This is a genomic window from Stenotrophomonas sp. STK16_22, assembly GCF_051984505.1.
Lineage (GTDB): Bacteria > Pseudomonadota > Gammaproteobacteria > Xanthomonadales > Xanthomonadaceae > Stenotrophomonas > Stenotrophomonas maltophilia_A.
This window is the reverse complement of the sequence record NZ_CP196972.1, coordinates 2,547,847-2,568,173: the sequence shown is the minus strand read 5'-3', so window position 1 is coordinate 2,568,173 and position 20,327 is coordinate 2,547,847. Positions and strand designations below refer to the sequence as shown.

The 20,327-nt window shown below is 66.1% G+C and carries 19 protein-coding genes; 13 read left to right on the top strand and 6 right to left on the bottom strand.

Annotation, left to right across the window (positions count from 1 at the left end):
- Positions 1 to 47 precede the first annotated feature (47 nt).
- The 11 genes from ACSYAO_RS11805 (at position 48) to ACSYAO_RS11755 (ending at position 13,345) form a co-directional block, all read left to right on the top strand.
- On the top strand, positions 48 to 3,854 hold the full coding sequence (locus tag ACSYAO_RS11805; RefSeq protein ID WP_049462749.1) for a nitrate reductase subunit alpha: 3,807 nt from the start codon (positions 48 to 50) through the stop codon (positions 3,852 to 3,854).
- Positions 3,854 to 5,398, top strand: coding sequence for a nitrate reductase subunit beta (gene narH, locus ACSYAO_RS11800; protein ID WP_012511273.1), 1,545 nt, complete (start codon positions 3,854 to 3,856; stop codon positions 5,396 to 5,398). The genes ACSYAO_RS11805 and narH overlap by 1 nt, the downstream gene beginning before the upstream one ends.
- Positions 5,398 to 6,078: a nitrate reductase molybdenum cofactor assembly chaperone gene (gene narJ / locus ACSYAO_RS11795; RefSeq protein ID WP_049462748.1), complete on the top strand. Its 681-nt coding sequence runs from the start codon at positions 5,398 to 5,400 to the stop codon at positions 6,076 to 6,078. Before narH ends, narJ begins: the two co-directional genes overlap by 1 nt.
- A complete protein-coding gene (narI, locus tag ACSYAO_RS11790) occupies positions 6,075 to 6,782 on the top strand; it encodes a respiratory nitrate reductase subunit gamma (RefSeq protein WP_049462747.1) in 708 nt (235 codons plus the stop codon). The genes narJ and narI overlap by 4 nt, the downstream gene beginning before the upstream one ends.
- Positions 6,783 to 6,785: 3 nt before the next feature.
- Positions 6,786 to 7,685 carry a peptidylprolyl isomerase gene (locus ACSYAO_RS11785; protein WP_049462746.1) on the top strand — a complete coding sequence of 300 codons (900 nt, stop codon included), beginning with the start codon at positions 6,786 to 6,788 and terminating at the stop codon, positions 7,683 to 7,685.
- Positions 7,686 to 7,708: 23 nt separating this feature from the next.
- Complete coding sequence (locus ACSYAO_RS11780) at positions 7,709 to 9,040, top strand: MFS transporter (RefSeq protein ID WP_014037437.1); 1,332 nt, start codon at positions 7,709 to 7,711, stop codon at positions 9,038 to 9,040.
- Between the two features lie 194 nt (positions 9,041 to 9,234).
- Entirely contained in the window at positions 9,235 to 10,449 is a 1,215-nt protein-coding gene (locus ACSYAO_RS11775) for a coproporphyrinogen III oxidase (RefSeq protein ID WP_049462795.1), read from the top strand.
- 11 nt (positions 10,450 to 10,460) lie between these two features.
- Positions 10,461 to 11,237 (top strand): helix-turn-helix domain-containing protein, encoded by a 777-nt coding sequence (locus ACSYAO_RS11770; RefSeq protein WP_049401325.1) that lies wholly within the window; start codon positions 10,461 to 10,463, stop codon positions 11,235 to 11,237.
- A 19-nt stretch (positions 11,238 to 11,256) separates the two neighbouring features.
- Positions 11,257 to 12,000 (top strand): molybdate ABC transporter substrate-binding protein, encoded by a 744-nt coding sequence (gene modA, locus ACSYAO_RS11765; protein WP_049459012.1) that lies wholly within the window; start codon positions 11,257 to 11,259, stop codon positions 11,998 to 12,000.
- Positions 12,001 to 12,003: 3 nt separating this feature from the next.
- Positions 12,004 to 12,687: a molybdate ABC transporter permease subunit gene (gene modB, locus ACSYAO_RS11760; protein ID WP_049459011.1), complete on the top strand. Its 684-nt coding sequence runs from the start codon at positions 12,004 to 12,006 to the stop codon at positions 12,685 to 12,687.
- On the top strand, positions 12,677 to 13,345 hold the full coding sequence (locus ACSYAO_RS11755) for a sulfate/molybdate ABC transporter ATP-binding protein (RefSeq protein WP_049422059.1): 669 nt from the start codon (positions 12,677 to 12,679) through the stop codon (positions 13,343 to 13,345). Before modB ends, ACSYAO_RS11755 begins: the two co-directional genes overlap by 11 nt.
- 362 nt (positions 13,346 to 13,707) lie before the next feature.
- On the opposite strand, the gene ACSYAO_RS11750 is transcribed toward ACSYAO_RS11755, so the two are convergent.
- From ACSYAO_RS11750 to ACSYAO_RS11725, 6 genes are all read right to left on the bottom strand, one after another.
- A complete protein-coding gene (locus ACSYAO_RS11750; RefSeq protein ID WP_049462745.1) occupies positions 13,708 to 15,237 on the bottom strand; it encodes a diflavin oxidoreductase in 1,530 nt (509 codons plus the stop codon).
- Positions 15,234 to 15,662: a PAS domain-containing protein gene (locus ACSYAO_RS11745; protein WP_005409905.1), complete on the bottom strand. Its 429-nt coding sequence runs from the start codon at positions 15,660 to 15,662 to the stop codon at positions 15,234 to 15,236. Before ACSYAO_RS11745 ends, ACSYAO_RS11750 begins: the two co-directional genes overlap by 4 nt.
- A 134-nt stretch (positions 15,663 to 15,796) precedes the next feature.
- Entirely contained in the window at positions 15,797 to 16,270 is a 474-nt protein-coding gene (locus ACSYAO_RS11740; RefSeq protein ID WP_049462744.1) for a hypothetical protein, read from the bottom strand.
- 380 nt (positions 16,271 to 16,650) lie between these two features.
- Entirely contained in the window at positions 16,651 to 17,232 is a 582-nt protein-coding gene (locus ACSYAO_RS11735; protein WP_149908543.1) for a hypothetical protein, read from the bottom strand.
- Positions 17,233 to 17,452: 220 nt separating this feature from the next.
- The gene (locus ACSYAO_RS11730) at positions 17,453 to 17,767 is read right to left on the bottom strand and encodes an AzlD family protein (protein WP_049462743.1); all 315 of its coding nucleotides are present in this window, start codon (positions 17,765 to 17,767) and stop codon (positions 17,453 to 17,455) included.
- Positions 17,764 to 18,495, bottom strand: a complete 732-nt coding sequence (locus ACSYAO_RS11725) for an AzlC family ABC transporter permease (RefSeq protein WP_049462742.1) — start codon at positions 18,493 to 18,495, stop codon at positions 17,764 to 17,766. The genes ACSYAO_RS11730 and ACSYAO_RS11725 overlap by 4 nt, the downstream gene beginning before the upstream one ends.
- Positions 18,496 to 18,622: 127 nt before the next feature.
- Between ACSYAO_RS11725 and ACSYAO_RS11720 the strand changes: the two genes are divergently transcribed.
- Complete coding sequence (locus ACSYAO_RS11720; protein WP_005409896.1) at positions 18,623 to 19,087, top strand: Lrp/AsnC family transcriptional regulator; 465 nt, start codon at positions 18,623 to 18,625, stop codon at positions 19,085 to 19,087.
- A gap of 553 nt (positions 19,088 to 19,640) precedes the next feature.
- Positions 19,641 to 20,321, top strand: coding sequence for a TonB C-terminal domain-containing protein (locus tag ACSYAO_RS11715; RefSeq protein ID WP_149908541.1), 681 nt, complete (start codon positions 19,641 to 19,643; stop codon positions 20,319 to 20,321).
- Positions 20,322 to 20,327: the final 6 nt, after the last annotated feature.

Here is a 20,327-nt window from a genome sequence, read left to right as displayed (position 1 = left end):
ATGACATACACAGCCACGATGCCGATGTCCGCAAAGGGAGACCCCCGATGAGTTATTTCCTCGATCGCTTGCAGTTCTTCAAGCGTGACCCCCAGACCTTTGCCGATGGCCACGGATTCGCCAAGAGCGAAGGCCGTGACTGGGAAAACAGCTACCGCGCCCGCTGGCAGTACGACAAGATCGTGCGCTCCACCCACGGCGTGAACTGCACGGGTTCATGCAGCTGGAAGATCTACGTCAAGAACGGCCTGGTCACCTGGGAAACCCAGCAGACCGATTACCCGCGTACGCGCCCGGACCTGCCCAACCATGAACCGCGTGGCTGCCCGCGTGGCGCCAGCTATTCCTGGTACCTGTACAGCGCCAACCGGCTGAAGTACCCGCTGATCCGCGGCACGCTGCTGCGCCTGTGGCGCGAAGCGCGCAAGAGCAAGGCTCCGGTCGATGCCTGGGCCAGCATCGTGGAGGACAAGGAGAAGGCGCGTTCGTACAAGACCCGCCGCGGCATGGGCGGCTTCGTGCGCCTGCAGTGGGAAGAGGCCAACGAGATCATCGCCGCCTCCAACCTGTACACGGTGAAGCAGTACGGCCCGGACCGCGTGGTCGGGTTCTCGCCGATTCCGGCGATGTCGATGGTGTCCTATGCCGCCGGCGCGCGTTACCTGTCCCTGCTGGGTGGCGCCTGCCTGTCCTTCTATGACTGGTACTGCGATCTGCCGCCGGCCTCGCCGCAGATCTGGGGCGAGCAGACCGACGTGCCCGAATCGGCCGACTGGTACAACAGCCGCTACATCATCGCCTGGGGCTCGAACGTGCCGCAGACGCGCACGCCCGATGCACACTTCTTCACCGAGGCGCGCTACAACGGCACCAAGACGGTGGCGATCTGCCCGGACTATTCCGAGCTGGCCAAGCTGACCGACCATTGGCTGCACCCCAAGCAGGGCACCGATGCGGCGCTGGCCTTCGCCTTCGGCCATGTGATCCTGCGCGAGTTCCACGTCGATTCGCCCTCGCAGTATTTCCAGGACTACTGCCGCCAGTACTCGGACATGCCGATGCTGGTGCGCCTGGAGCGCCGCGATGACGGCCGCCTGGTGCCGGGCCGTTTCCTGCGTGCCAGTGAACTGGGCGGGCTGGGTGAAGCCAACAACCCGGATTGGAAAACCCTGGCCTACGACGAGAACAGCGGCCAGATCGTGGTGCCCAACGGCTCGATCGGCTTCCGCTGGGGCGAGAAGGGCAAGTGGAACATCGAGGAGAAGGAAAGCAAGGGCGCCGATACGCGCCTGCGGCTGAGCCTGGCCGACGCCCATGAGGGCATCGAGGCGGTCAGCTTCCCGTACTTCGGTGGCATCGAGTCGGAAGGTTGGACCGCCGCGCCGGCCGACGAGGTACTGGAACGCAACATCCCGGTGCGTCGCCTGGCGCTGGCAGACGGTGGCGAGACCCTGGTGGCCACGGTCTACGACCTGCTGCTGGCCCAGTACGGCGTGGACCGTGGCTTTGGCGGCGGCAACGTGGCATCGAGCTTCGATGACATGGTGCCGGGCACACCGGCGTGGCAGGAGCGCATCACCGGCGTGTCGCGCGCCGAGGTGATCGAGATCGCCCGCGAGTTCGCACGTACCGCCGACAAGACCCATGGCCGTTCGATGATCATCGTCGGCGCCGGGATGAACCATTGGTTCCACAACGATATGAACTACCGCGGCCTGATCAACATGCTGATCATGTGCGGTTGCGTGGGCCAGACCGGTGGCGGCTGGGCGCATTACGTGGGCCAGGAAAAGCTGCGCCCGCAGACCGGCTGGCAGCCGCTGGCCTTCGGCCTGGACTGGAGCCGCCCGCCGCGCCACATGAACGGCACCTCGTTCTTCTACTTCAACACCGGGCAATGGCGCTACGAGAAGCTGCAGGTGGACGAGCTGCTGTCGCCGCTGGCGGATGCGAGCAAGTACAGCGGCAGCCTGGCCGACCTCAACCTGCGCGCGGTGCGCATGGGCTGGCTGCCGTGTGCGCCGCAGCTGGACCGCAACCCGCTGCAGCTGGTACGCGAGGCCGAAGCGGCGGGTGTTGCCCCGGCCGACTACGCGCTGGGCAAGTTCAAGGACGGCTCGCTGGACTTCGCCTTCGCCGATCCGGATGCACAGCAGAACCATCCGCGGATGATGTTCATCTGGCGCTCGAACCTGTTGGGTTCGTCGGGCAAGGGCCACGAGTACATGCTGCGGCACCTGCTCGGCACGCGTCATGGCCTGCAGGGCAAGGACCTTGGCGAGATGGGCGCGGTCAAGCCGGAGGAGGTGAAGTGGCGTGACGAAGCGCCGGAAGGAAAGCTCGACCTGCTGGTGACGCTGGACTTCCGCATGTGCACCACCGCACTGTACTCGGACATCGTGCTGCCCACGGCCACCTGGTACGAGAAGGACGATCTCAACACGTCGGACATGCACCCGTTCATCCACCCGCTGTCGAAGGCGGTGGACCCGGCCTGGGAATCGCGCAGCGACTGGGAGATCTTCAAGGAGGTCGCCCGCACCGTAAGCGAAATGGCGCCGGGTGTGCTGGGCGTGGAGAAGGATCTGGTGCTGGTACCGACCCTGCATGACACCCCGAACGAGCTGGGCATGCCGTTCGGCGTGGCTGATTGGAAGAAGGGCGAGTGCGAGGCCATCCCGGGCCAGACCATGCCGTCGATGACGGTGGTGGAGCGCGACTACCCGAACCTGTACCGCAAGTTCACCTCGCTGGGCCCGCTGCTGGACAAGCTGGGCAACGGCGGCAAGGGCATGAGCTGGGACACGAAGCACGAAGTCGAATTCCTCGGCAAACTCAACCACACCGTGCACGACGCGGGCGTGAGCCAGGGCCGTCCGGCCATTTCGACCGCGATCGACGCGGCCGAGGTGATCCTGCACCTGGCACCGGAAACCAACGGCCACGTGGCAGTGAAGGCGTGGGAATCGCTGGGCACGTTCACCGGCCGCGAGCACACCCACCTGGCGGTGGGCAAGGAGCACGAGGCGATCCGCTTCCGTGACATCCAGGCGCAGCCGCGCAAGATCATCTCCTCGCCGATCTGGTCGGGCCTGGAAGACGACAACGTCAGCTACAACGCCGGCTATACCAACGTGCACGAGCTGATTCCGTGGCGCACGGTGACCGGTCGCCAGCAGTTCTACCAGGACCACGAGTGGATGATCGACTTCGGCGAGGCCTTCATGGGCTACCGGCCGCCGGTCAACACGCGCACGGTGGAGCCGCTGCTGAACCAGCGCCCGAACGGCAACAAGGAGATCGTGCTGAACTGGATCACGCCACATCAGAAGTGGGGCATCCACAGCACCTACAGCGACAACCTGATCATGCAGACGCTGTCGCGCGGTGGCCCGATCGTGTGGCTGAGCGAGGACGACGCGCGCAGTGCCGGCATCGTCGACAACGACTGGATCGAGTTGTTCAACGTCAACGGTGCGATTGCCGCGCGTGCGGTGGTCAGCCAGCGCGTGATGCCGGGCATGGCGATGATGTACCACGCCCAGGAACGCATCATCAACGTGCCGGGCTCGGAGATTTCCGGGACCCGCGGCGGCATCCACAACTCGGTGACCCGCATTGTGCTCAAGCCCACCCACATGATCGGCGGCTACGCGCAGCTGGCCTACGGTTTCAACTACTACGGCACCTGCGGCACCAACCGCGACGAGTTCGTGATCGTGCGCAAGATGGACAAGATCGATTGGTTGGACGATGAACAAGGAAGTTCGAGTGTCGCGGGCGCAGGACGCGCAGGAGCGACCGATGAGCAGCCTGCTGGTGCTTCGGCATCGGCCAGCAAGGAGGTGGTGTGATGAAGGTCCGTGCACAGATCGCGATGGTGCTGAACCTGGACAAGTGCATCGGCTGCCATACCTGCTCGATCACCTGCAAGAACGTCTGGACCTCGCGCGAGGGCGTCGAATACGCCTGGTTCAATAACGTGGAAACCAAGCCGGGCATCGGCTACCCGAAGGAATGGGAAAACCAGGACAAGTGGAACGGCGGCTGGGTGCGCACCCGCGCCGGCAAGCTGGTGCCGCGTGCTGGCGGCCGCTGGCGCATGCTGGCGAAGATCTTCGCCAATCCGGATCTGCCGCAGATCGACGACTACTACGAGCCGTTCGATTTCGACTACCAGAACCTGCACACCGCCAAGGACAGCCAGCACCAGCCCACCGCGCGGCCGCGTTCGCTGATCAGCGGCGAACGCATGCAGAAGATCGAGTGGGGCCCCAACTGGGAGGAGATCCTGGGTTCGGAGTTCAGCAAGCGCTCGCGCGACTACAACTTCGACCAGGTGCAGAAGGAGATCTACGGCGCCTTCGAGAAGACCTTCATGATGTACCTGCCGCGCCTGTGCGAGCACTGCCTGAACCCGGCGTGCGTATCGGCGTGCCCGTCGGGCGCGATCTACAAGCGCGAGGAAGATGGCATCGTGCTGATCGACCAGGACAAGTGCCGCGGCTGGCGCATGTGCGTGTCGGCGTGCCCGTACAAGAAGATCTACTACAACTGGAAGAGCGGCAAGTCGGAGAAGTGCATCTTCTGCTACCCGCGCATCGAGATGGGTGAGCCGACGGTGTGTTCGGAGACCTGCGTGGGGCGCATCCGCTATCTGGGCGTGATGCTGTACGACGCCGACCGCATTGCCGAGGCCGCCTCGGTGGCCGCCGAGAAGGACCTCTACCAGGCCCACCTGGACATCTTCCTGGACCCGAACGATCCGGCGGTGATCGCTGCGGCGCGCAAGGAAGGCATCCCGGACAGCTGGCTGGATGCGGCCAAGCAGTCGCCGGTGTACAAGCTGGCGATCGACTGGAAGCTGGCGCTGCCGCTGCACCCGGAATACCGCACGTTGCCGATGGTCTGGTACGTACCGCCGCTGTCGCCGATCCAGTCCGCCGCCGAGCGTGGCCGCGTGGGCATGAGCGGCGAGCTGCCGGACGTGGCCTCGCTGCGCATCCCGATGCGCTACCTGGCCAACCTGCTGACGGCGGGTGACGAAGCGCCGGTGGTACGCGCACTGGAGCGCCTGATGGCGATGCGTGCCTGGCGCCGGGCCAAGAACGTGGACGGCGTGGAAGACACCGCCGTGCTGGAGCAGACTGGGCTGAGCATCGCCCAGGTGGAAGAGATGTACCGCTACCTGGCCATCGCCAACTACGAGGACCGTTTCGTGATTCCGACCGGGCACCGCGAGTATGCCAACGATGCCTTCGGCGAGCGCGGCGGCTGCGGCTTCACCTTCGGCAACGGTTGCAATGGTGACAGCCCGGCCGATCTGTTCGGCCAGCGCAAGAGCACCACCTTCGTGGTGGACAAGGGCCCGAACCACCGCCGCAAGGAGGTGGTGTGATGAGCGTGCTCAAGCTGGTCGGGGTGTTGCTGGATTACCCCCGTGAAGAACTGTGGCAGCACGGCGAGGAACTGCTCGCCGCCTGCGACGACCCGGCGCTGAACGCCGCCCGCCGCCAGCAGCTGCGCAGCTTCGTGCAGCAGCTGCTGGACACCGATGCACTGGACGCACAGGCCGCATGGCTGGCCAGTTTCGACCGCGGCCGCTCGATGAGCCTGCTGCTGTTCGAACACATCCATGGCGAGTCGCGAGATCGTGGCCAGGCCATGGTCGATCTGGTCGAGACCTACCGCCGCAACGGCTTCGAACTGGATGCGCGCGAGCTGCCGGACTACCTGCCGCTGCTGCTGGAGTTCCTGGCCCATCGCCCCGGCAGTGAGGCCCGCGAGTGGCTGCACCACATCGGCCATATCGCCGGGATGCTGGCGGCGCGTGCCGCCGAGCGTGAGCTGCCGCACCGGGTGCTGTTCGAGATCCTGGTCGAAGCCGGTGACGGCAAGGCCGATCTGCAGGCGCTGCGCCAGCGTGCCAGCGAAGAAGTCCGCGACGATACCGCCGAGGCCATGGACCGCTTGTGGGAGGAGGAGGCGGTGCGCTTCGGCGCCGAAGCCCCCGCCGAAGACTGCAAGCCGCCCGTGCGTTCGCCGGCCCGTCCTTCGCATCGAGAGGTCCAGCCATGAGTTACTCCCTGCATCAATTCGCCTTCCAGTACTACCCGTACATCGCCGTGGCGGTGCTGCTGTTCGGCAGCTGGGCCCGCTACGACAAGGCCATGTATACCTGGCGCACCGGCTCCAGCCAGATGCTGTCGGACAAGGGCATGCGGATCGGCAGCAACTGCTTCCACATCGGCATCCTGGCCATCCTCGGTGGCCATCTGGTCGGCCTGCTGACCCCGCATGCGGTGTACGAGCACTTCATCACCTCGTCGCAGAAGCAGATGCTGGCGATGGTGGTGGGCGGCGTGTTCGGCGCGCTGTGCTTCATCGGCATCAGCATCCTGTTGGTACGCCGCCTGTTCAATGCGCGGGTACGGGCCACCGGCAGTTTCGGTGACACCCTGGTGCTGGTGCTGCTGTTCGCCCAGCTATGCCTGGGCCTCTACAGCATCCGCATCTCGTCCGGCCACCTGGACGGTGGGGTGATGGTGCAGCTGGCCGAATGGGCGCAGCACATCGTGACCTTCCGCGCCGGTGCCGCCGACTACATCGAGGGCGTCAGCTGGGTCTACAAGATGCATATCTTCCTGGGCCTGACCCTGTTCCTGATCGCGCCGTTCACCCGCCTGGTGCACGTGTGGAGCATTCCGATCAGCTACCTGTGGCGGCCGTACCAGGTGGTGCGCCGCCGCCAGGCCACGCTGCGCTACGGTCCGCGGGAGTAAACCATGGGCAGCCTGCCGAAATTCCTGCCGGTCACCGTGATCGACTCCGCCGCACCGGTGCCTGCCGAGGCGCATTCGCATCACCACGACGCGGCGGAGCAGGGGTCGCGCTCGCTTGGGCAGCCGGCACCCTGCCGGCTGTTCGTGGACGAGACCGCGATCAGCGAGGCCGACATCGCCCGCGAGATGCAGCACCACCGGGCGATGCGCCCGGAACAGTCGCGCGCCGAAGCAGCGCGTGCCCTGGTGGTGCGCGAGCTGCTGCGCCTGGAAGCGCAGCGGCTGGGCCTGCAGGCACCGGAGGGCAACCGGGTAAGCGACGAGGAAGTGCTGATCCAGCAGCTGCTGGAGGACGCGATCGAAGACCGCGTGCCGACCGACGAGGACTGCCGCCGCTACTTCGAGCAGAACCCGGAGCGCTTCCGCTCGCCCGATCGCGTGCGCCTGCGCCATATACTGCTGGCGGCGCCGGCCGACGACGTGGCCGGGCGGTTTGCCGCACGCACCGAAGGCGAGCGGCTGGTCGGACTGCTGAAGGAGTCGCCGCACCTGTTCGCCGATTTCGCCCTGCGCCATTCGCGCTGCCCGTCCAGCAGCGAAGGCGGCGACCTGGGCTGGTTGCAGCGTGGGCAGACCACGCCGGAGTTCGACCGCCAGGTGTTCCGCCTGCGCGAGGGCCTGGCGGGATTCCCGGTGGAATCGCGCTGGGGCTACCACGTGGTCTGCGTCGATGCCCGCGAGGAAGGCCAGCCACAGTCGTTCGAGGCGGTGCTGCCACAGCTGCGTGATTACCTGGAACTGCAGGTACGCCAGCGCGAGGTGCAGGCCTACCTGCTGCAGCTGCAGGAACGCTACCCGGTGCGCGGGCTGGACGAGATCGAAGCCGACGCGGATATCGGCTGACCCCCATTGAACGAGGAGACCCCATGAACCAGGCCCTTGCCCCCGCCAGTGCCGGGCAGCAGCAGCGTGCGCTGTGGCTGAGCACGTTCGCCTTCACCGTGTGCTTCGCGGTGTGGATGATCTTTTCAATCATCGGCATCCAGATCAGCCAACAGCTTGGTTTGAATGACACCCAGTTCGGCCTGTTGATCGCCACGCCGGTACTGACCGGTTCGGTCAGCCGCGTCTTCCTCGGCATCTGGTCCGACCAGTTCGGTGGCCGCAAGGTGATGGTGCTGGTGATGCTGTGTGGCGCAGTGGCCACCTGGATGCTGACCTATGCGCAGACCTACACCCAGTTCCTGATCGCCGCGCTGTGCGTGGGCATCGCCGGCGGCAACTTCTCGGTGGGCGTGGCCTACGTCTCCAAGTGGTTCCCGGCCAGCAAGCAGGGCACCGCGCTGGGCATCTTCGGTGCCGGCAACATCGGTTCGGCGGTGACCAAGCTGCTGGCGCCGCTGGTGATGGTGGCGGCCGGCTGGACCATGGTTGCCAAGGTATGGGCGGTCGCGCTGGCCGTCACCGCGGTCTTGTTTTTCCTCTTCAGCAAGGAAGATCCGTCGCTGGAGCAGCGCCGCCGCGAGGGCGTGAAGCCGGTGCCGTTCGCCGAGCAGATGGCACCGCTGAAGAACCTGCAGGTCTGGCGGTTCTCGCTGTACTACTTCTTCGTGTTCGGTGGCTTCGTGGCGCTCGCGCTGTGGCTGCCGCACTACCTGGTGGGCGCCTACGGCATGGACGTGGGTCATGCCGGCATGCTGGCGGCGTGCTATTCGATCCCGGCCAGCCTGTTCCGCGTGGTCGGTGGCTGGATGTCGGACCGGATGGGCGCGCGCCGGGTGATGTACTGGACCTTCGGCGTGTCGGCCATCTGCACCTTCCTGCTGGCCTACCCGGATACCGAGTACGTGGTGAAGGGTATCCATGGCCCGATCCACTTCCATCTGGCCATCGGCGTGGTGATGTTCACCGTGCTGGTATTCGTGCTGGGCTTCTTCATGTCGCTGGGCAAGGCGGCGGTCTACAAGCACATTCCGGTGTACTACCCGCAGCACGTGGGTGCGGTGGGCGGTGTGGTCGGCATGATCGGCGGCCTGGGTGGCTTCATCCTGCCGATCGTGTTCGGCGCATTGAACGATGCCGTGGGCATCTGGAGCAGCTGTTTCATGCTGCTGTTCGTGCTGGTGGCGGCTGCACTGGCATGGATGCACTTTGCGATACGCCGCATGGAACGCCGTCACTTCCCGCAGATCGACCGCGAGACCGACCTGCCCGAAGCCATCGATGCGGCCGCCGCCGAGCGGGTGCGCGGCAGGTGAAGGGGGGGGCCGGCCAGCGGCCGGCACTACCGGAACGGTGCGCGGTGGGTGGAGGGGGTTGCCGGCCAGCGGCCGGCACTACCGGGTAGCGGGCGAAAGGGTAGTGCCGGCCGCTGGCCGGCATGAACCCACCGATGCGCCACGCTTGATTTCAATCAGGGCCACGCGAAGAGGAACGCCCGAAGATGGCTGCCATGAGCTTCCACGTCGATGAGAGTGAGGACACTGCGCTGCAGGCAGCATTGCTGCGGCAGCCCCGGCATGTGCTGTTCCCGGCGGCTGACCAGTTCAGCACCGGCTTTGGCGAAAGCGGCTGGCGCGCCGCCGTGCGCGCCAGCAATGAGCACCTGATCCCGCGTGGCTTGACGCTCGGCTTCCAGGCCGGTCGTGGTGGTCGCGATGTGCCGCCACAGGCGTATCTGGACACCTTGCTGCTGGCCCTGCAGCTGCAGGCCGATGCCCTGGCCGAGGACCGCGAAGTGGTGGCGATGGTGTTGCAGCTGGGATTGGCGGAGACATTGCCGCCGCCGCAGCTGGGCCAGCTGCTGGACGCCGTGCCGCAGCACCTGCGCACGGTGGCGCGGCCGCAGGTGGAAGTGCGGCTGGACGCCGGCAGCGCGCTGTCACCGGCGCAGCTGCGCGCGGTGGGGTGCACCCGCCTGAACGTGATCGACCGTGCCGATGCGCCGGGGCCGACCCTGCTGGCACAGGCGCGGCAGGTCGGCTTCACTGCGCGCTACTACCAGCTGCGCATTCCCGCCAGTGAGGACACCGGTTTCATCGAGCGTCTGCATGAGGTGCTGGCCGAGGCACCCGAGCGCATCCTGCTGCCGGCACCGTGCGCGCTGCCGCAGCGTCCGTCGGCAGCGCATTGGCTGCAGGCCTGGCGCCTGCTGCGCGATGCCGGTTATGAACCCATCGGCGGTGACCACTACCAGCGTGGTGACCTGCCCAATCCGCATGGGCCCGGCGATGGCCAGCGCCACTGCGACCTGGCCGGCGTGCCGCGCCGTGACCGCAGTGATTTCATCGGGCTTGGCCTGTCCGCCTGCAGCCAGATCGGCGAAGTGTTCTATCGGCTGGAGGACGAGCTGGGCGAATGGCGGGCGCGATTGCAGTCCGGTCACATGGGCGTGGCCGCGGGCCTGATCCTGTCCGAGGACGAGCGGATGGCGGCCGAGGTGGCACAGAGCATCGCCTGCGACCATGCCCTCGATGCGGCCGCCTTCGAGTGGCGTAATGATGAACCCTTCGAGGAATGCTTCGCCGAACAGCTGCCGGCGCTGTCGCCGCTGCTGGCGCGCGGCTGGGCGCAGTGGGATGCACGTGTGCTGCGGCTGGCCGAAGAAGGGCGGTTGCTGTGGCGTATGATGGCCGCATGCTTCCGGCCGGCGGCCGCCATCGCTTGAGTCCTGCCCCGATGTCTTCAACTCCGCCTTCCCAGGGTCGCCTCGGCCGGGCCACGCCGAACCCCGCCGCCGCCGATGATGGCGACGCGCTGCACTTCTGCAGTACCTGTGCATTTTCCGATGCCTGCATGTCGCAGGGTTACGACAAGACCGCGCTGGGTGACCTGCATGTGCTGGTCGACCACGTCGGTCCGTTCCATGCCGGCGACTACATCTTCCGCGCCGGTGAGTCGTTCGATTCGATTGCTGCGGTGCGCGCCGGTATGGTCAAGACCTTCGTCGATGACAGCCAGGGCAACGAGCAGGTGCTGGGCTTCAGCCTGCCGGGCGAAGTGATCGGCCTGAATGCGATTCACGGCTCGCGCTTCCCCTGCAATGCGGTGGCGCTGGACACCGTGCACCTGTGCCGCATCTCGTTCCCCAAGCTGAGCCTGCTGGCCACACGCATGCCGGGGCTGCAGGCCAAGCTGTTCAGCCTGCTCAGCGCGGAGATCGGCAAGGTCGCCACGCTAGCCGCGAATCACCGTACCGAAGAGCGCATGGCGGCGTTCCTGCTCGACATGTCCGAGCGTTACGCGCGGCGCGGTTTTTCCGCCACGCGCTTCAACCTGACCATGGCGCGTACCGAGATCGCCAACTACCTGCGGATGGCGCCGGAAACCGCCAGCCGCGTGCTGCGCCGCCTGAGCGATGATGGGATCATCGCGGTGAAGCAGCGCGAGATTCTGCTGCTGCAGCCCGAGCGCCTGGCGGCGCTGGCGGTGGCCGACGAATCCGATTCGAACTGAACCTAGCCGGGAGCCGACGATGAAACGCGCTGGACTGTTGTTGCTGGGACTGCTGGCCACGCTGCCAGCCTGGGCGGCCGACCTGACGGTGTCGGCGGCATCGAGCCTGACCGAGAGCTTCCGCGAACTCGGCGCCGCCTATGAGAAGGCGCACCCGGGAACCAAGGTCGATTTCAACTTCGCCGCCTCAGGCGTGCTGCTGCAGCAGATCAGTCGTGGCGCGCCGGTGGACGTGTTCGCCTCGGCCGATGAAACCACGATGGACCAGGCCCAGCAGCAGGACCTGCTGGCGGCCGGTACCCGCGAGGTGTTCGCGGTGAACGCGCTGTGGGTGGTGGTGCCGCCGCAGGCCAAGGCCGCGCCGCGTACCCTGAAGGACCTGGCCGGTGGCAGCGTGCAGCGCATCGCACTGGGCAACCCGGACAGCGTGCCGGTCGGCCGCTACGCCAAGGGCGCGCTGGAAGCGGCGGGCCTGTGGCCGTCGGTGCAGGGAAAGACCATCACCACGCAGAACGTGCGCCAGTCGCTGGATTACGTCGCGCGCGGTGAAGTGGACGCCGGCTTCGTCTATGCCACCGATGCGCAGGCAATGCCCGACCGCGTGCGCCGCGCTTTCGCGGTGCCTGTGGCGGGGCGCATTGCCTATCCGCTGGCGGTGACCAAGGCCAGTACGCAACCGGCTGAAGCCAAGCGCTTCACCGCCTTCGTGCGTTCGGCACAGGGCCAGGCGATCCTGGCCAGGCACGGGTTCGGCAAGCCCTGAGGCATGGATCTCGACTGGAGCGCACTGGGGTTGTCGCTGAAGGTGGCCGGCTGGGCCACCGCGATCAATCTTGTAGTGGGCGTGGCGCTGGGCGCACTACTGGCGCGGCGGCGATTTCCCGGCCGCGAGCTGCTGGATTCGCTGCTGACCCTGCCGATGGTGCTGCCACCGACGGTGCTGGGCTATTACCTGCTGGTGCTGATCGGCCGTAACGGACCGATCGGTGCGTGGTTGCAGTCGTGGTTCGGCATCAACCTGGTGTTTACCTGGCAGGCGGCAGTGATCGCTGCGGCGGTGGCCTCGCTGCCGCTGGTGTTCAAGCCGGCACGCGCGGCGTTCGAGGAAGTGGACGGACAGCTGGAGCAGGCCGCACGTACGCTTGGTGTGTCCGAAGCGGCGGTGTTCTTCCGCATCACGCTGCCGCTGGCCTGGCGCGGCATCCTCGCCGGCCTGCTGCTGGCGTTTGCACGTGCGATGGGCGAGTTCGGCGCGACACTGATGGTGGCAGGCAGTATTCCGGGCCGCACGCAGACGTTGTCGATCGCCATCTACGAGGCGGTGCAGGCCGGTCAGGACGGCAAGGCCAACGCGCTGGTGATCCTGACCTCGGTGGTGTGCATCGTGATCCTGCTGCTGGCCGCACGGTTGGTGGGCGGGCGTCGCCGGGAGCTGCGTGATGTGGCTTGATCTGCAGGTCCAGCGTCGGCTGCAGGCGGCCGGCCAGGATTTCGTGTTGGACGTATCGCTGCAGTGCACGCAGCGGCAGGTGGTGCTGTTCGGGCCCTCGGGCGCGGGCAAGAGCCTGACGCTGAAGGCGGTGGCCGGGCTGCTGCGGCCGGGCCAGGGCCACGTGCGCCTGCAGGGGCAGACCTTGTTTGACGCGGCGGCCGGCGTGGACCTGCCGCCGCAGCGCCGCCGGCTGGGCTACGTGTTCCAGGATTACGCACTGTTCCCGCACCTGAGCGTGCGCCAGAACGTGGCGTTCGGTCTGCAGAAGGGCTGGTTGAATCCGCGCGCCGGGCAGCGCTTCGAAGCGGTGGAGCAGTGGTTGCACGCATTCCGCATCGACACGGTCGGTGATCTTCTACCGTCACAGGTATCCGGGGGACAGCGCCAGCGCACTGCACTGGCACGGGCCCTGGTGACACAGCCGCAGGCGCTGCTGCTGGATGAGCCGTTCTCCGCGCTGGACCATGATCTGCGCCAGCACCTGCGCCAGGAGCTTGAGACCGTGCTGGACAAGACTGGTATTCCGTTGCTGTTGATCAGCCACGACCCGCAGGATGTGGCCATGTTCGGCCAGCAGGTAGCACGCGTGGTGGATGGTCGCATCGTCGGCGGTTGACCCGCGATGGACGCACTGGCGATGAATGGCTACATCTGATGGTAGTGCCGGCCGCTGGCCGGCAACCATGGAATCCGGAGCAGCCGGCCAGCGGCCGGCTCTACCAGTTCAGGGGTTCAGCGACGCACAGGCGATGGTTGACTACAGCTGATGGTAGTGCCGGCCGCTGGCCGGCAACCATGGAATCCGGGGCAGCCGGCCAGCGGCCGGCTCTACCGGTTCAGGAGTTCCGCGACGCTCAGGCGATGAATGGTTGCATCTGATGGTAGTGCCGGCCGCTGGCCGGCAACCACGGAATCTGGGGCAGCCGGCCAGCGGCCGGCTCTACCGTTCCAGGGTTCGTGCGGTCCAGTGGTGATGGATCAATACAATTCGCAGTGCGTGCGGCCTTCGCTCCGCAGTGCGTTCCAGTGCCCTTCGCCACCGATGGCATCGATGGCCTCGCGCACCGCGCCTTCCAGGTGGCTCTTGTTGCCGCACAGGTAGAGATGCCCACCGCGGGCCAATACATCGCGCACTTCGGCGGCGCGCTGCTGCAGCACATGCTGCACATAGACCTTTTCGGCGCCATCGCGCGAGAACGCGGTATGCAGGCCGGCCAGCACACCGCGCGCGTGCCAGTCCTGCAGCTGTTCGCGGTACAGGTAATCGTGCTGGCTGTGCTTCTCGCCGAACACCAGGTGCACTTCGCGTTCGCAGACACCGGCCTGCAGCTCCTGCATTAGGCCCATCAACGGTGCGATGCCGGTGCCGGTGCCGACCAGCAGCAGCGGTGCCTCGCCGGTATCGGGCAGGTGGAAGCCGGGATTGGAGCGGCAGTACACCCGAGCGGTATCGCCGCCGTGCAGCAGACTGCCTGTGGCGGTGCCAAAGCGCTCGCGACCGCGCAGGGTGTAGCGCACTTCGCGCACGCACAGGCTCAGCTGGTCGTCGCAGGGGTGCGAGGCGATGGAATAGGCGCGCGGCAGGCGCGGTGACAGCAGTTCGCGAAGGCGGGCCAGCGGAATGCTGTCCGGGGTGGCGTGGTCCTGCAGTACGTCCAGCAGGTCCAGGCCGTGCAGGTAGGCTTCCAGCTCGCGCTTCTGGCTGACCTTCAACAGGCTCTTTAGAACGTCGCTGCCACCGAGCTTGGCCAGTTCGCGCAACACGCCCTTGCTCAGCAGGCGCAGCTCCCGATCATGCAGCGCAGCCACAGCGGCGGTGTCGCCGTACCAGGTGGCCAATGCCTGCAGCAGGGCAGGGTCGTTCTCGGGTACCACGTGCAGGGTGTCGCCGGCGCGGTAGGCCATTCCACTGCCGGCAATGTCCAGTTGCAGGTGCCAGGCAGCCGGGTCGCTGCTGTTCAAGCGGCGGCGTTCGAGAATGGGGGCGGCAAAGGCATTGTCTTCGCCATAGGCAGTGACCTGCAGGTGCAGGTCCTGGCCAGCGTTCGCGTCGCCATCCAGCACCTGGCCCAGCACCGGCTGCCATTGCTGGAAGAACTGCTCGTAGCCCAGGTCGGCATCGACGCGATGCAGCAATGGCTGCGCCTGGCGCTCGCTCAGCGCCGCATCCAGTGCCTTGGTGAAGCCGCAGAAGCTGGGGTAGCCGGTGTCGCCGAGGCCGAACACTGCATAGCGCAGGCCGCTCAGTGTCGGAGTCTGGCGCAGGGTTTCAAAGAATTGTTCGCCGTTGGCCGGCGGTTCGCCATCGCCGAAGGAACTGGAGATCGCCAGCAGTACATCGCCGTGGCCGAGACTGGCCACGTCGATATCGTTGAACGGGAGCACCTGCGGCGCGTGCGGCTGCAGGTCCGCGCCCAGGCGCTGGGCCAGGGCGCGGGCATTGCCCGACTCGGACGCGAAACCCACCAGCAGGCGGCTGAAGGGCGTACTGGTCGGGAGGGCGTTCACGCGGCCTCGTAGAAGTCGTCGAACTTTTCCTTGCTGAACTCGACCAGGTCGTAGTTCTGCATCAGGTCGTTCACCACGCGGCGGATGCTGATGTACGAGGTGATGTTGCCGTCGGCGTCGAACAGCGGTTGCACGGTGGTGTCGACCACGTAGAGCACGCCACCCTTGCCGAGGTTGGGCACGATGCCGGTCCAGGTCTTGCCGGCCTTGATGGTGTCCCACATGTCCTTGTAGACCGCCTTGGGCACATCAGGATGGCGCACGATGCTGTGCGGCTGGCCGATCAGCTCCTCGCGCGCGAACCCGGTGAGCGTGCAGAACAGGTCGTTGGCGTAGGTGATGTTGCCCTGCAGGTCGGTGGTCGAGATCACCATGACGTTCTGCATGGCATTCAGCAGCTGGGCGTTGTCGGGGGTGTAGCTCATCGCAGGTCCTTTGGATGCCGGTGACGCCGGCGTATTGGGTTCCTGCATAGAGATACGCCCGCGCAGCGGCGGGCGGATTGACATTGATCAAGCGGGTGGCTGGATTGGCTGCGACCGGGTGTCGCAGGGTGCGTTCACTGCTGCAGGGGAAAGCCGATCGTCTCGTGGCAATGCCGCATCAGGTGGCGGCCTCCCTCATTGATGTGCAAGGTGTCCGCGTCACCGAAGAACCGCAGCAGCGCTCCCCCGGTCGTACTGCCTGCATGCGCGGAGCGCCTGGCTGCCGATGGCAGAAACGGATCAGCTCGCGGATCGTGTCCGCCAGGCAGATCCGCACGTGCAACGGCGCCTTCGATCATCAGCTGGGCACATGCGCCTGCCAGATAGGCGTCTGGTTCGCGCTGCCCGCCGCGCCGAGGGTGTCCTGCCAATGCGGTGGCGATATGCTGGAACTCATGGGCGGTGGTGGCGATCACGCGCCTGCGCAGCGAGTCGGTGTCGGGGCCGGAGGGAAACCAGAAGCTGACCATCTGACCCGGCGGCTCTGGTCCCGGCAGCTGTCGCCAGATGCCGCCTCCGTCACTTACGATCGTGAGCTGATAGCGCATTGGTGTCCGTTCCTGCCCATTGGCCTGGAGCGGCAATCCAGCGGATCGTGCGGCGGCCTCGCAGAGCCGCGACGCCTGCATGACTGAAAGCGCTCGATCTTGCCAGAGGACTCGAGTTGTGACGGATGACCACCCGCACTCGATGGATCGATTGGGATACTCCGAGCTTTCCGGGCCGGGTAGCACCGACACTGTGCTGATCTTCAGATGTGAGGAAGGGCCTCGCAGCAGGGTGGCATACCCTCCATCGGGACTGACCAGGTTCCGGGGAGGCAGCTGGATGGATTGGCACGCACTTGTGGCCAGAAGGATTGCCGCCAGCCCAGCATAGAGCCCGAGGGGGAGGCCCGGTTGGGCACGCCTGGACTGACGGCGCTGCATCAGGGGGTCAGCCCGCATTGATACGGCGATGGATACTTCGTACAGACTTGAAAGTCCGAGACTGAGGCCGCCTTGGTGGCTCCGCCGTATCGTGAGGCCGCCGCGATGGTGTTTGGTCCAGGGGCTGCACTTACATCGAATGTTGCGAGGTCGTACCTCAACTCGGTCGCTGGACCGGACGCGGATGCGGCCCACGCGTTCACTCCATCCGGATCGACAAGCCGGAGGATGGTTCCTGTTCGATGCCATTGGAACAGCTTGGCGGCGATGGTGGCTCCTTGCCGGCCATCAAACAGCAGCAGGGTTACAGACCCATTGGCCGGGAAGGCTATGGATGAACCCGAGACGTCGATTTCGAACTGCGCGGCGTCTGGTACTTCTGATGTCGACGCCAGCAGAATCCGCTCGAACCAAGGTAGGCCGTCGCGTTCGCCTCCGCCGATCTTGCCTCCAATCCTGCCTTCCATCCGGCACTTCTTGGTTTCTTCGCACGATGCGCTCAACTGCCACTCCATTGGCCCGCAGCCAGTAGAGGTGAGGGTGATACCGACAGCTGCCACGATAATTCGTAGATTGCTCATTGGTATTCTCCATGTTGGACTTCGATTGACCGATCAGCTCAACCTGCTGTTTCGGCAATCAATCCGTATCGGCTCAGGCTCGATCAGGCAATCGGAATTGTTTCAAATACCTCCAGTAGTTGGTTCGGAGCCACATTTGACGCGCCAGACAAATGCACAGTTCGTGCCAATGGCGACACTTGTGTCTCCAGTCGCACCACGTGGTGGAGGCGCTTCTGCGTCAGCCCATCAGGTAACGCAACACGCCGGCCGACACCACGCCGATCAGCACCGTGGGCAGCATTGAAAAGCGCGTGGCGACGAGTAGCGTGATGGCGAGCGCGGCCAGATCAGCCGGCTTGTCGGCAACGAAGTCCGGGGCGATCACCGAGATCAACACGCAGCCCGGCGCGGCTTCCATCACCGTTACCGCGCGCTTGCTCAGCGTGCGGTTGCGCAGGGCGAGGAAGCCGACGATGCGGGTCAGGTAGGTGGCGGCGGCCATCAGCACGATGGTCAGCACCGAGGTCCAGTGGATCAGTCCGTTGAAGATCATGCCGGGTCCTCCGCCAGCAGCCAGGCCGCGGCCAGGCCGGCCAATGCGCCGCTGGCCACGTACCACGCGCCCGGGATCAGCAGATAGGTGGCCGCGGCCACCACCAGGCTGACCAGCCACGGGCGCGCGGCCTTCATGCCCTGCCACATGCCACGCAGCAGCACCAGGAACACGGCCGGGAAGGCCATGTCGAAGCCGTAGGCGTGGATGTCGCCCAGCATCGGCCCAACGATCGCGCCCAGCGCGGTGCAGGCCACCCAGACCGTGTACAGGCCTGCCGACACGCCCAGGTAGTAGGAAAGGCTGAAGCCGAGCGCACGGCGGCGCGCATCGGCCACGCCCATCGCCCAGCTCTCGTCGCACATGAAGAACAGTGCCGGCAGCACGCGGCGGCGCGGCAGGTGCTGCAACAGCGGGGCCAGGCTGGCGCCCATCAGCAGGTGGCGGCTGTTGACCAGCGCGGTGATCGCCACGATCAGCGCGATATGCGGCGGCGAGCTCCACAGTTCGACGGCGGCGAATTCCGAGCCGCCGGCGAAGTTGAGGCCGGTCATCAATGGCACTTCCAGTGCGCTCAGGCCCTTCTGGGCGGCCTGGGCGCCGAGCACCAGGGCGAAGGGAATGAAGCCGATCATCACCGGTACGGCGGCGCGCAGGCCGCGCAGGAATTCGGCGCGCGGGGCGGTATCGCAGGTATCGGGCAGGGGGAGGGTGGTACGGGCGTCCATCGAACGGCACAACGAGGTGGGGGTGGCCCATGCTAGCGGCCTGATCGCGAAATCGGGTTGCGTTGATGCCATTCGATTCGGGAATATTGAGATTCCATGCGGCCAATGTCGCCAACGGTGAAATTCCATGCAGTACCAGCTCGACAACCTTGATCGCCGCATTCTCGACGCCCTGCAGCGTGACGGACGCCTGCAGAACCTGGAGCTGGCCCGGCAGGTGGGCCTTTCGCCCTCGGCCTGCCTGCGGCGGGTGCGGCTGCTGGAGGAAGGCGGCTACATCGACCGCTACGTTGCCCTGCTGAATGAGGCCAAGGTGGGGCGTGGCTTCACGGTGTTCGTGCGGGTCTGGCTGCGCGGGCAGGACGAGGACACCACCAATCACTTCATCAACAGCATCAAGTCTTTCCCGGAAGTGCTTGAATGCCATCTGATGGCGGGCGACTGCGATTTCCTGCTGCGGGTGGCGGTGGCGGATCTTGATGCCTACCGGCAGTTCCAGATGCAGCACCTGAACCGGATTGCCGGGGTGCAGAACACGAAGACCGAGATTCCGATGCAGCGGATCAAGCAGACGACCCAGTTGCCTCTTTGAGTAACGGGTGGTTTCCGGCCGGGTTGCACCCGGCACCCGCGGTAGTGCCGGCCGCTGGCCGGCAACGTCAGGAGCAACGTCAGGAGCAACAGCAACAGCAACAGCAGGCCTGCTGAGGGATGGCGGGGTGGGTCCGATTGCGGGGGACGCTGCAAGTACGTCCATGTAAGCTCGGTCGCCGCATCCATGCGGCTCACGCCCCCGCAACCGGACCCACCCCGCCTTCGACAGATTTCCGCGATCTGTCGGAACGGCATGAGCCGCTCTTGGTGGGTGTCGACCTTGGTCGACACGTTTGGGTCGGCAAGGGGTCGGATCCCGTTGCTGTGCAACGGGCTCTGACCCCGGGAGCAGATGGACATGTCTGTTCGATTCATTGATTCCTGATGCGTGACTTGGTTCACGGAGCCTGGCTCAACGCCGGCCGTAGGCAGCGGTCATCGCAATGACATCTGGCCCCGGTACGGTTTGAGCCCGCTTGCTGGTCGCGCGCGGGCCGGGTCTTCGGTCGTGGCGCGCGTCCACTGCAGCTGCTGTCGCTGCCGAGGGTCATGTGTTCTACGTCAGGGGGCTGAATGGACACCATGCGGTCAGAACTTGGAAGGTGGCCATCGCCGCATGGCTGCTGCTGTCCTTTGCCGCTGTGGCGCAGGACGGTGTTCACGCCTACGACATCCCTGCGCAGCCGCTGGAGCAGGCGGTCGAGCGCTTCAGCGTCATCAGCGGGTGGTCGGTGATGTACCCGGGCGACCTTGCCGCCGGCCGTAGCAGCCATGCGCTGCGCGCCAGCCTTGCGCCGCTGCCTGCCTTGCAGATGCTGCTGCAGGATTCCGGTATCGAGGCCGAGGTGATCGGCGAGCAGCGCGTGGTGCTACGCCGGGGCACGCCCGCGGCAGCCGAACCTGGTATTGGCGCCGAGCTCCCGGATGCCGAGTGTCGGCGCCGCTATGGCGGCCTGCAGCAGCGGCTGCGTGCGGCGTTCTGTGACGACCCCGAGATCGCGCCCGGCCGCTATGCCGCAACGCTGCGCTTCCGCGTCGACGGCGAGGGCCAGGTGCAGCAGCCCGAGCTGCTGTCCGGCAGTGGCAGTGCCCGCCGCGATGCGCGCCTGCTTCAGGCGCTGCAGGGCCTGGTGCTGGCGCGCGATGCCGCTGCGCTGCCGCAGCCGGTGACCCTGCAGATCCGTCCTTCCGGCGCCGACCACGACTGTGGCCGGCGCGCGCCCCTTCCATGACTTCAA

What these genes read in the sequence shown, in the direction of transcription:
- ACSYAO_RS11805 (WP_049462749.1), top strand. Translation starts at nt 48, where the DNA reads ATGAGTTATTTCCTCGATCGCTTGCAGTTCTTCAAGCGTGACCCCCAG.
- narH (WP_012511273.1), top strand. Translation starts at nt 3,854, where the DNA reads ATGAAGGTCCGTGCACAGATCGCGATGGTGCTGAACCTGGACAAGTGC.
- narJ (WP_049462748.1), top strand. Translation starts at nt 5,398, where the DNA reads ATGAGCGTGCTCAAGCTGGTCGGGGTGTTGCTGGATTACCCCCGTGAA.
- narI (WP_049462747.1), top strand. Translation starts at nt 6,075, where the DNA reads ATGAGTTACTCCCTGCATCAATTCGCCTTCCAGTACTACCCGTACATC.
- ACSYAO_RS11785 (WP_049462746.1), top strand. Translation starts at nt 6,786, where the DNA reads ATGGGCAGCCTGCCGAAATTCCTGCCGGTCACCGTGATCGACTCCGCC.
- ACSYAO_RS11780 (WP_014037437.1), top strand. Translation starts at nt 7,709, where the DNA reads ATGAACCAGGCCCTTGCCCCCGCCAGTGCCGGGCAGCAGCAGCGTGCG.
- ACSYAO_RS11775 (WP_049462795.1), top strand. Translation starts at nt 9,235, where the DNA reads ATGAGCTTCCACGTCGATGAGAGTGAGGACACTGCGCTGCAGGCAGCA.
- ACSYAO_RS11770 (WP_049401325.1), top strand. Translation starts at nt 10,461, where the DNA reads ATGTCTTCAACTCCGCCTTCCCAGGGTCGCCTCGGCCGGGCCACGCCG.
- modA (WP_049459012.1), top strand. Translation starts at nt 11,257, where the DNA reads ATGAAACGCGCTGGACTGTTGTTGCTGGGACTGCTGGCCACGCTGCCA.
- modB (WP_049459011.1), top strand. Translation starts at nt 12,004, where the DNA reads ATGGATCTCGACTGGAGCGCACTGGGGTTGTCGCTGAAGGTGGCCGGC.
- ACSYAO_RS11755 (WP_049422059.1), top strand. Translation starts at nt 12,677, where the DNA reads ATGTGGCTTGATCTGCAGGTCCAGCGTCGGCTGCAGGCGGCCGGCCAG.
- ACSYAO_RS11745 (WP_005409905.1), bottom strand. Translation starts at nt 15,662, where the DNA reads ATGAGCTACACCCCCGACAACGCCCAGCTGCTGAATGCCATGCAGAAC.
- ACSYAO_RS11740 (WP_049462744.1), bottom strand. Translation starts at nt 16,270, where the DNA reads ATGCGCTATCAGCTCACGATCGTAAGTGACGGAGGCGGCATCTGGCGA.
- ACSYAO_RS11735 (WP_149908543.1), bottom strand. Translation starts at nt 17,232, where the DNA reads ATGAGCAATCTACGAATTATCGTGGCAGCTGTCGGTATCACCCTCACC.
- ACSYAO_RS11730 (WP_049462743.1), bottom strand. Translation starts at nt 17,767, where the DNA reads ATGATCTTCAACGGACTGATCCACTGGACCTCGGTGCTGACCATCGTG.
- ACSYAO_RS11725 (WP_049462742.1), bottom strand. Translation starts at nt 18,495, where the DNA reads ATGGACGCCCGTACCACCCTCCCCCTGCCCGATACCTGCGATACCGCC.
- ACSYAO_RS11720 (WP_005409896.1), top strand. Translation starts at nt 18,623, where the DNA reads ATGCAGTACCAGCTCGACAACCTTGATCGCCGCATTCTCGACGCCCTG.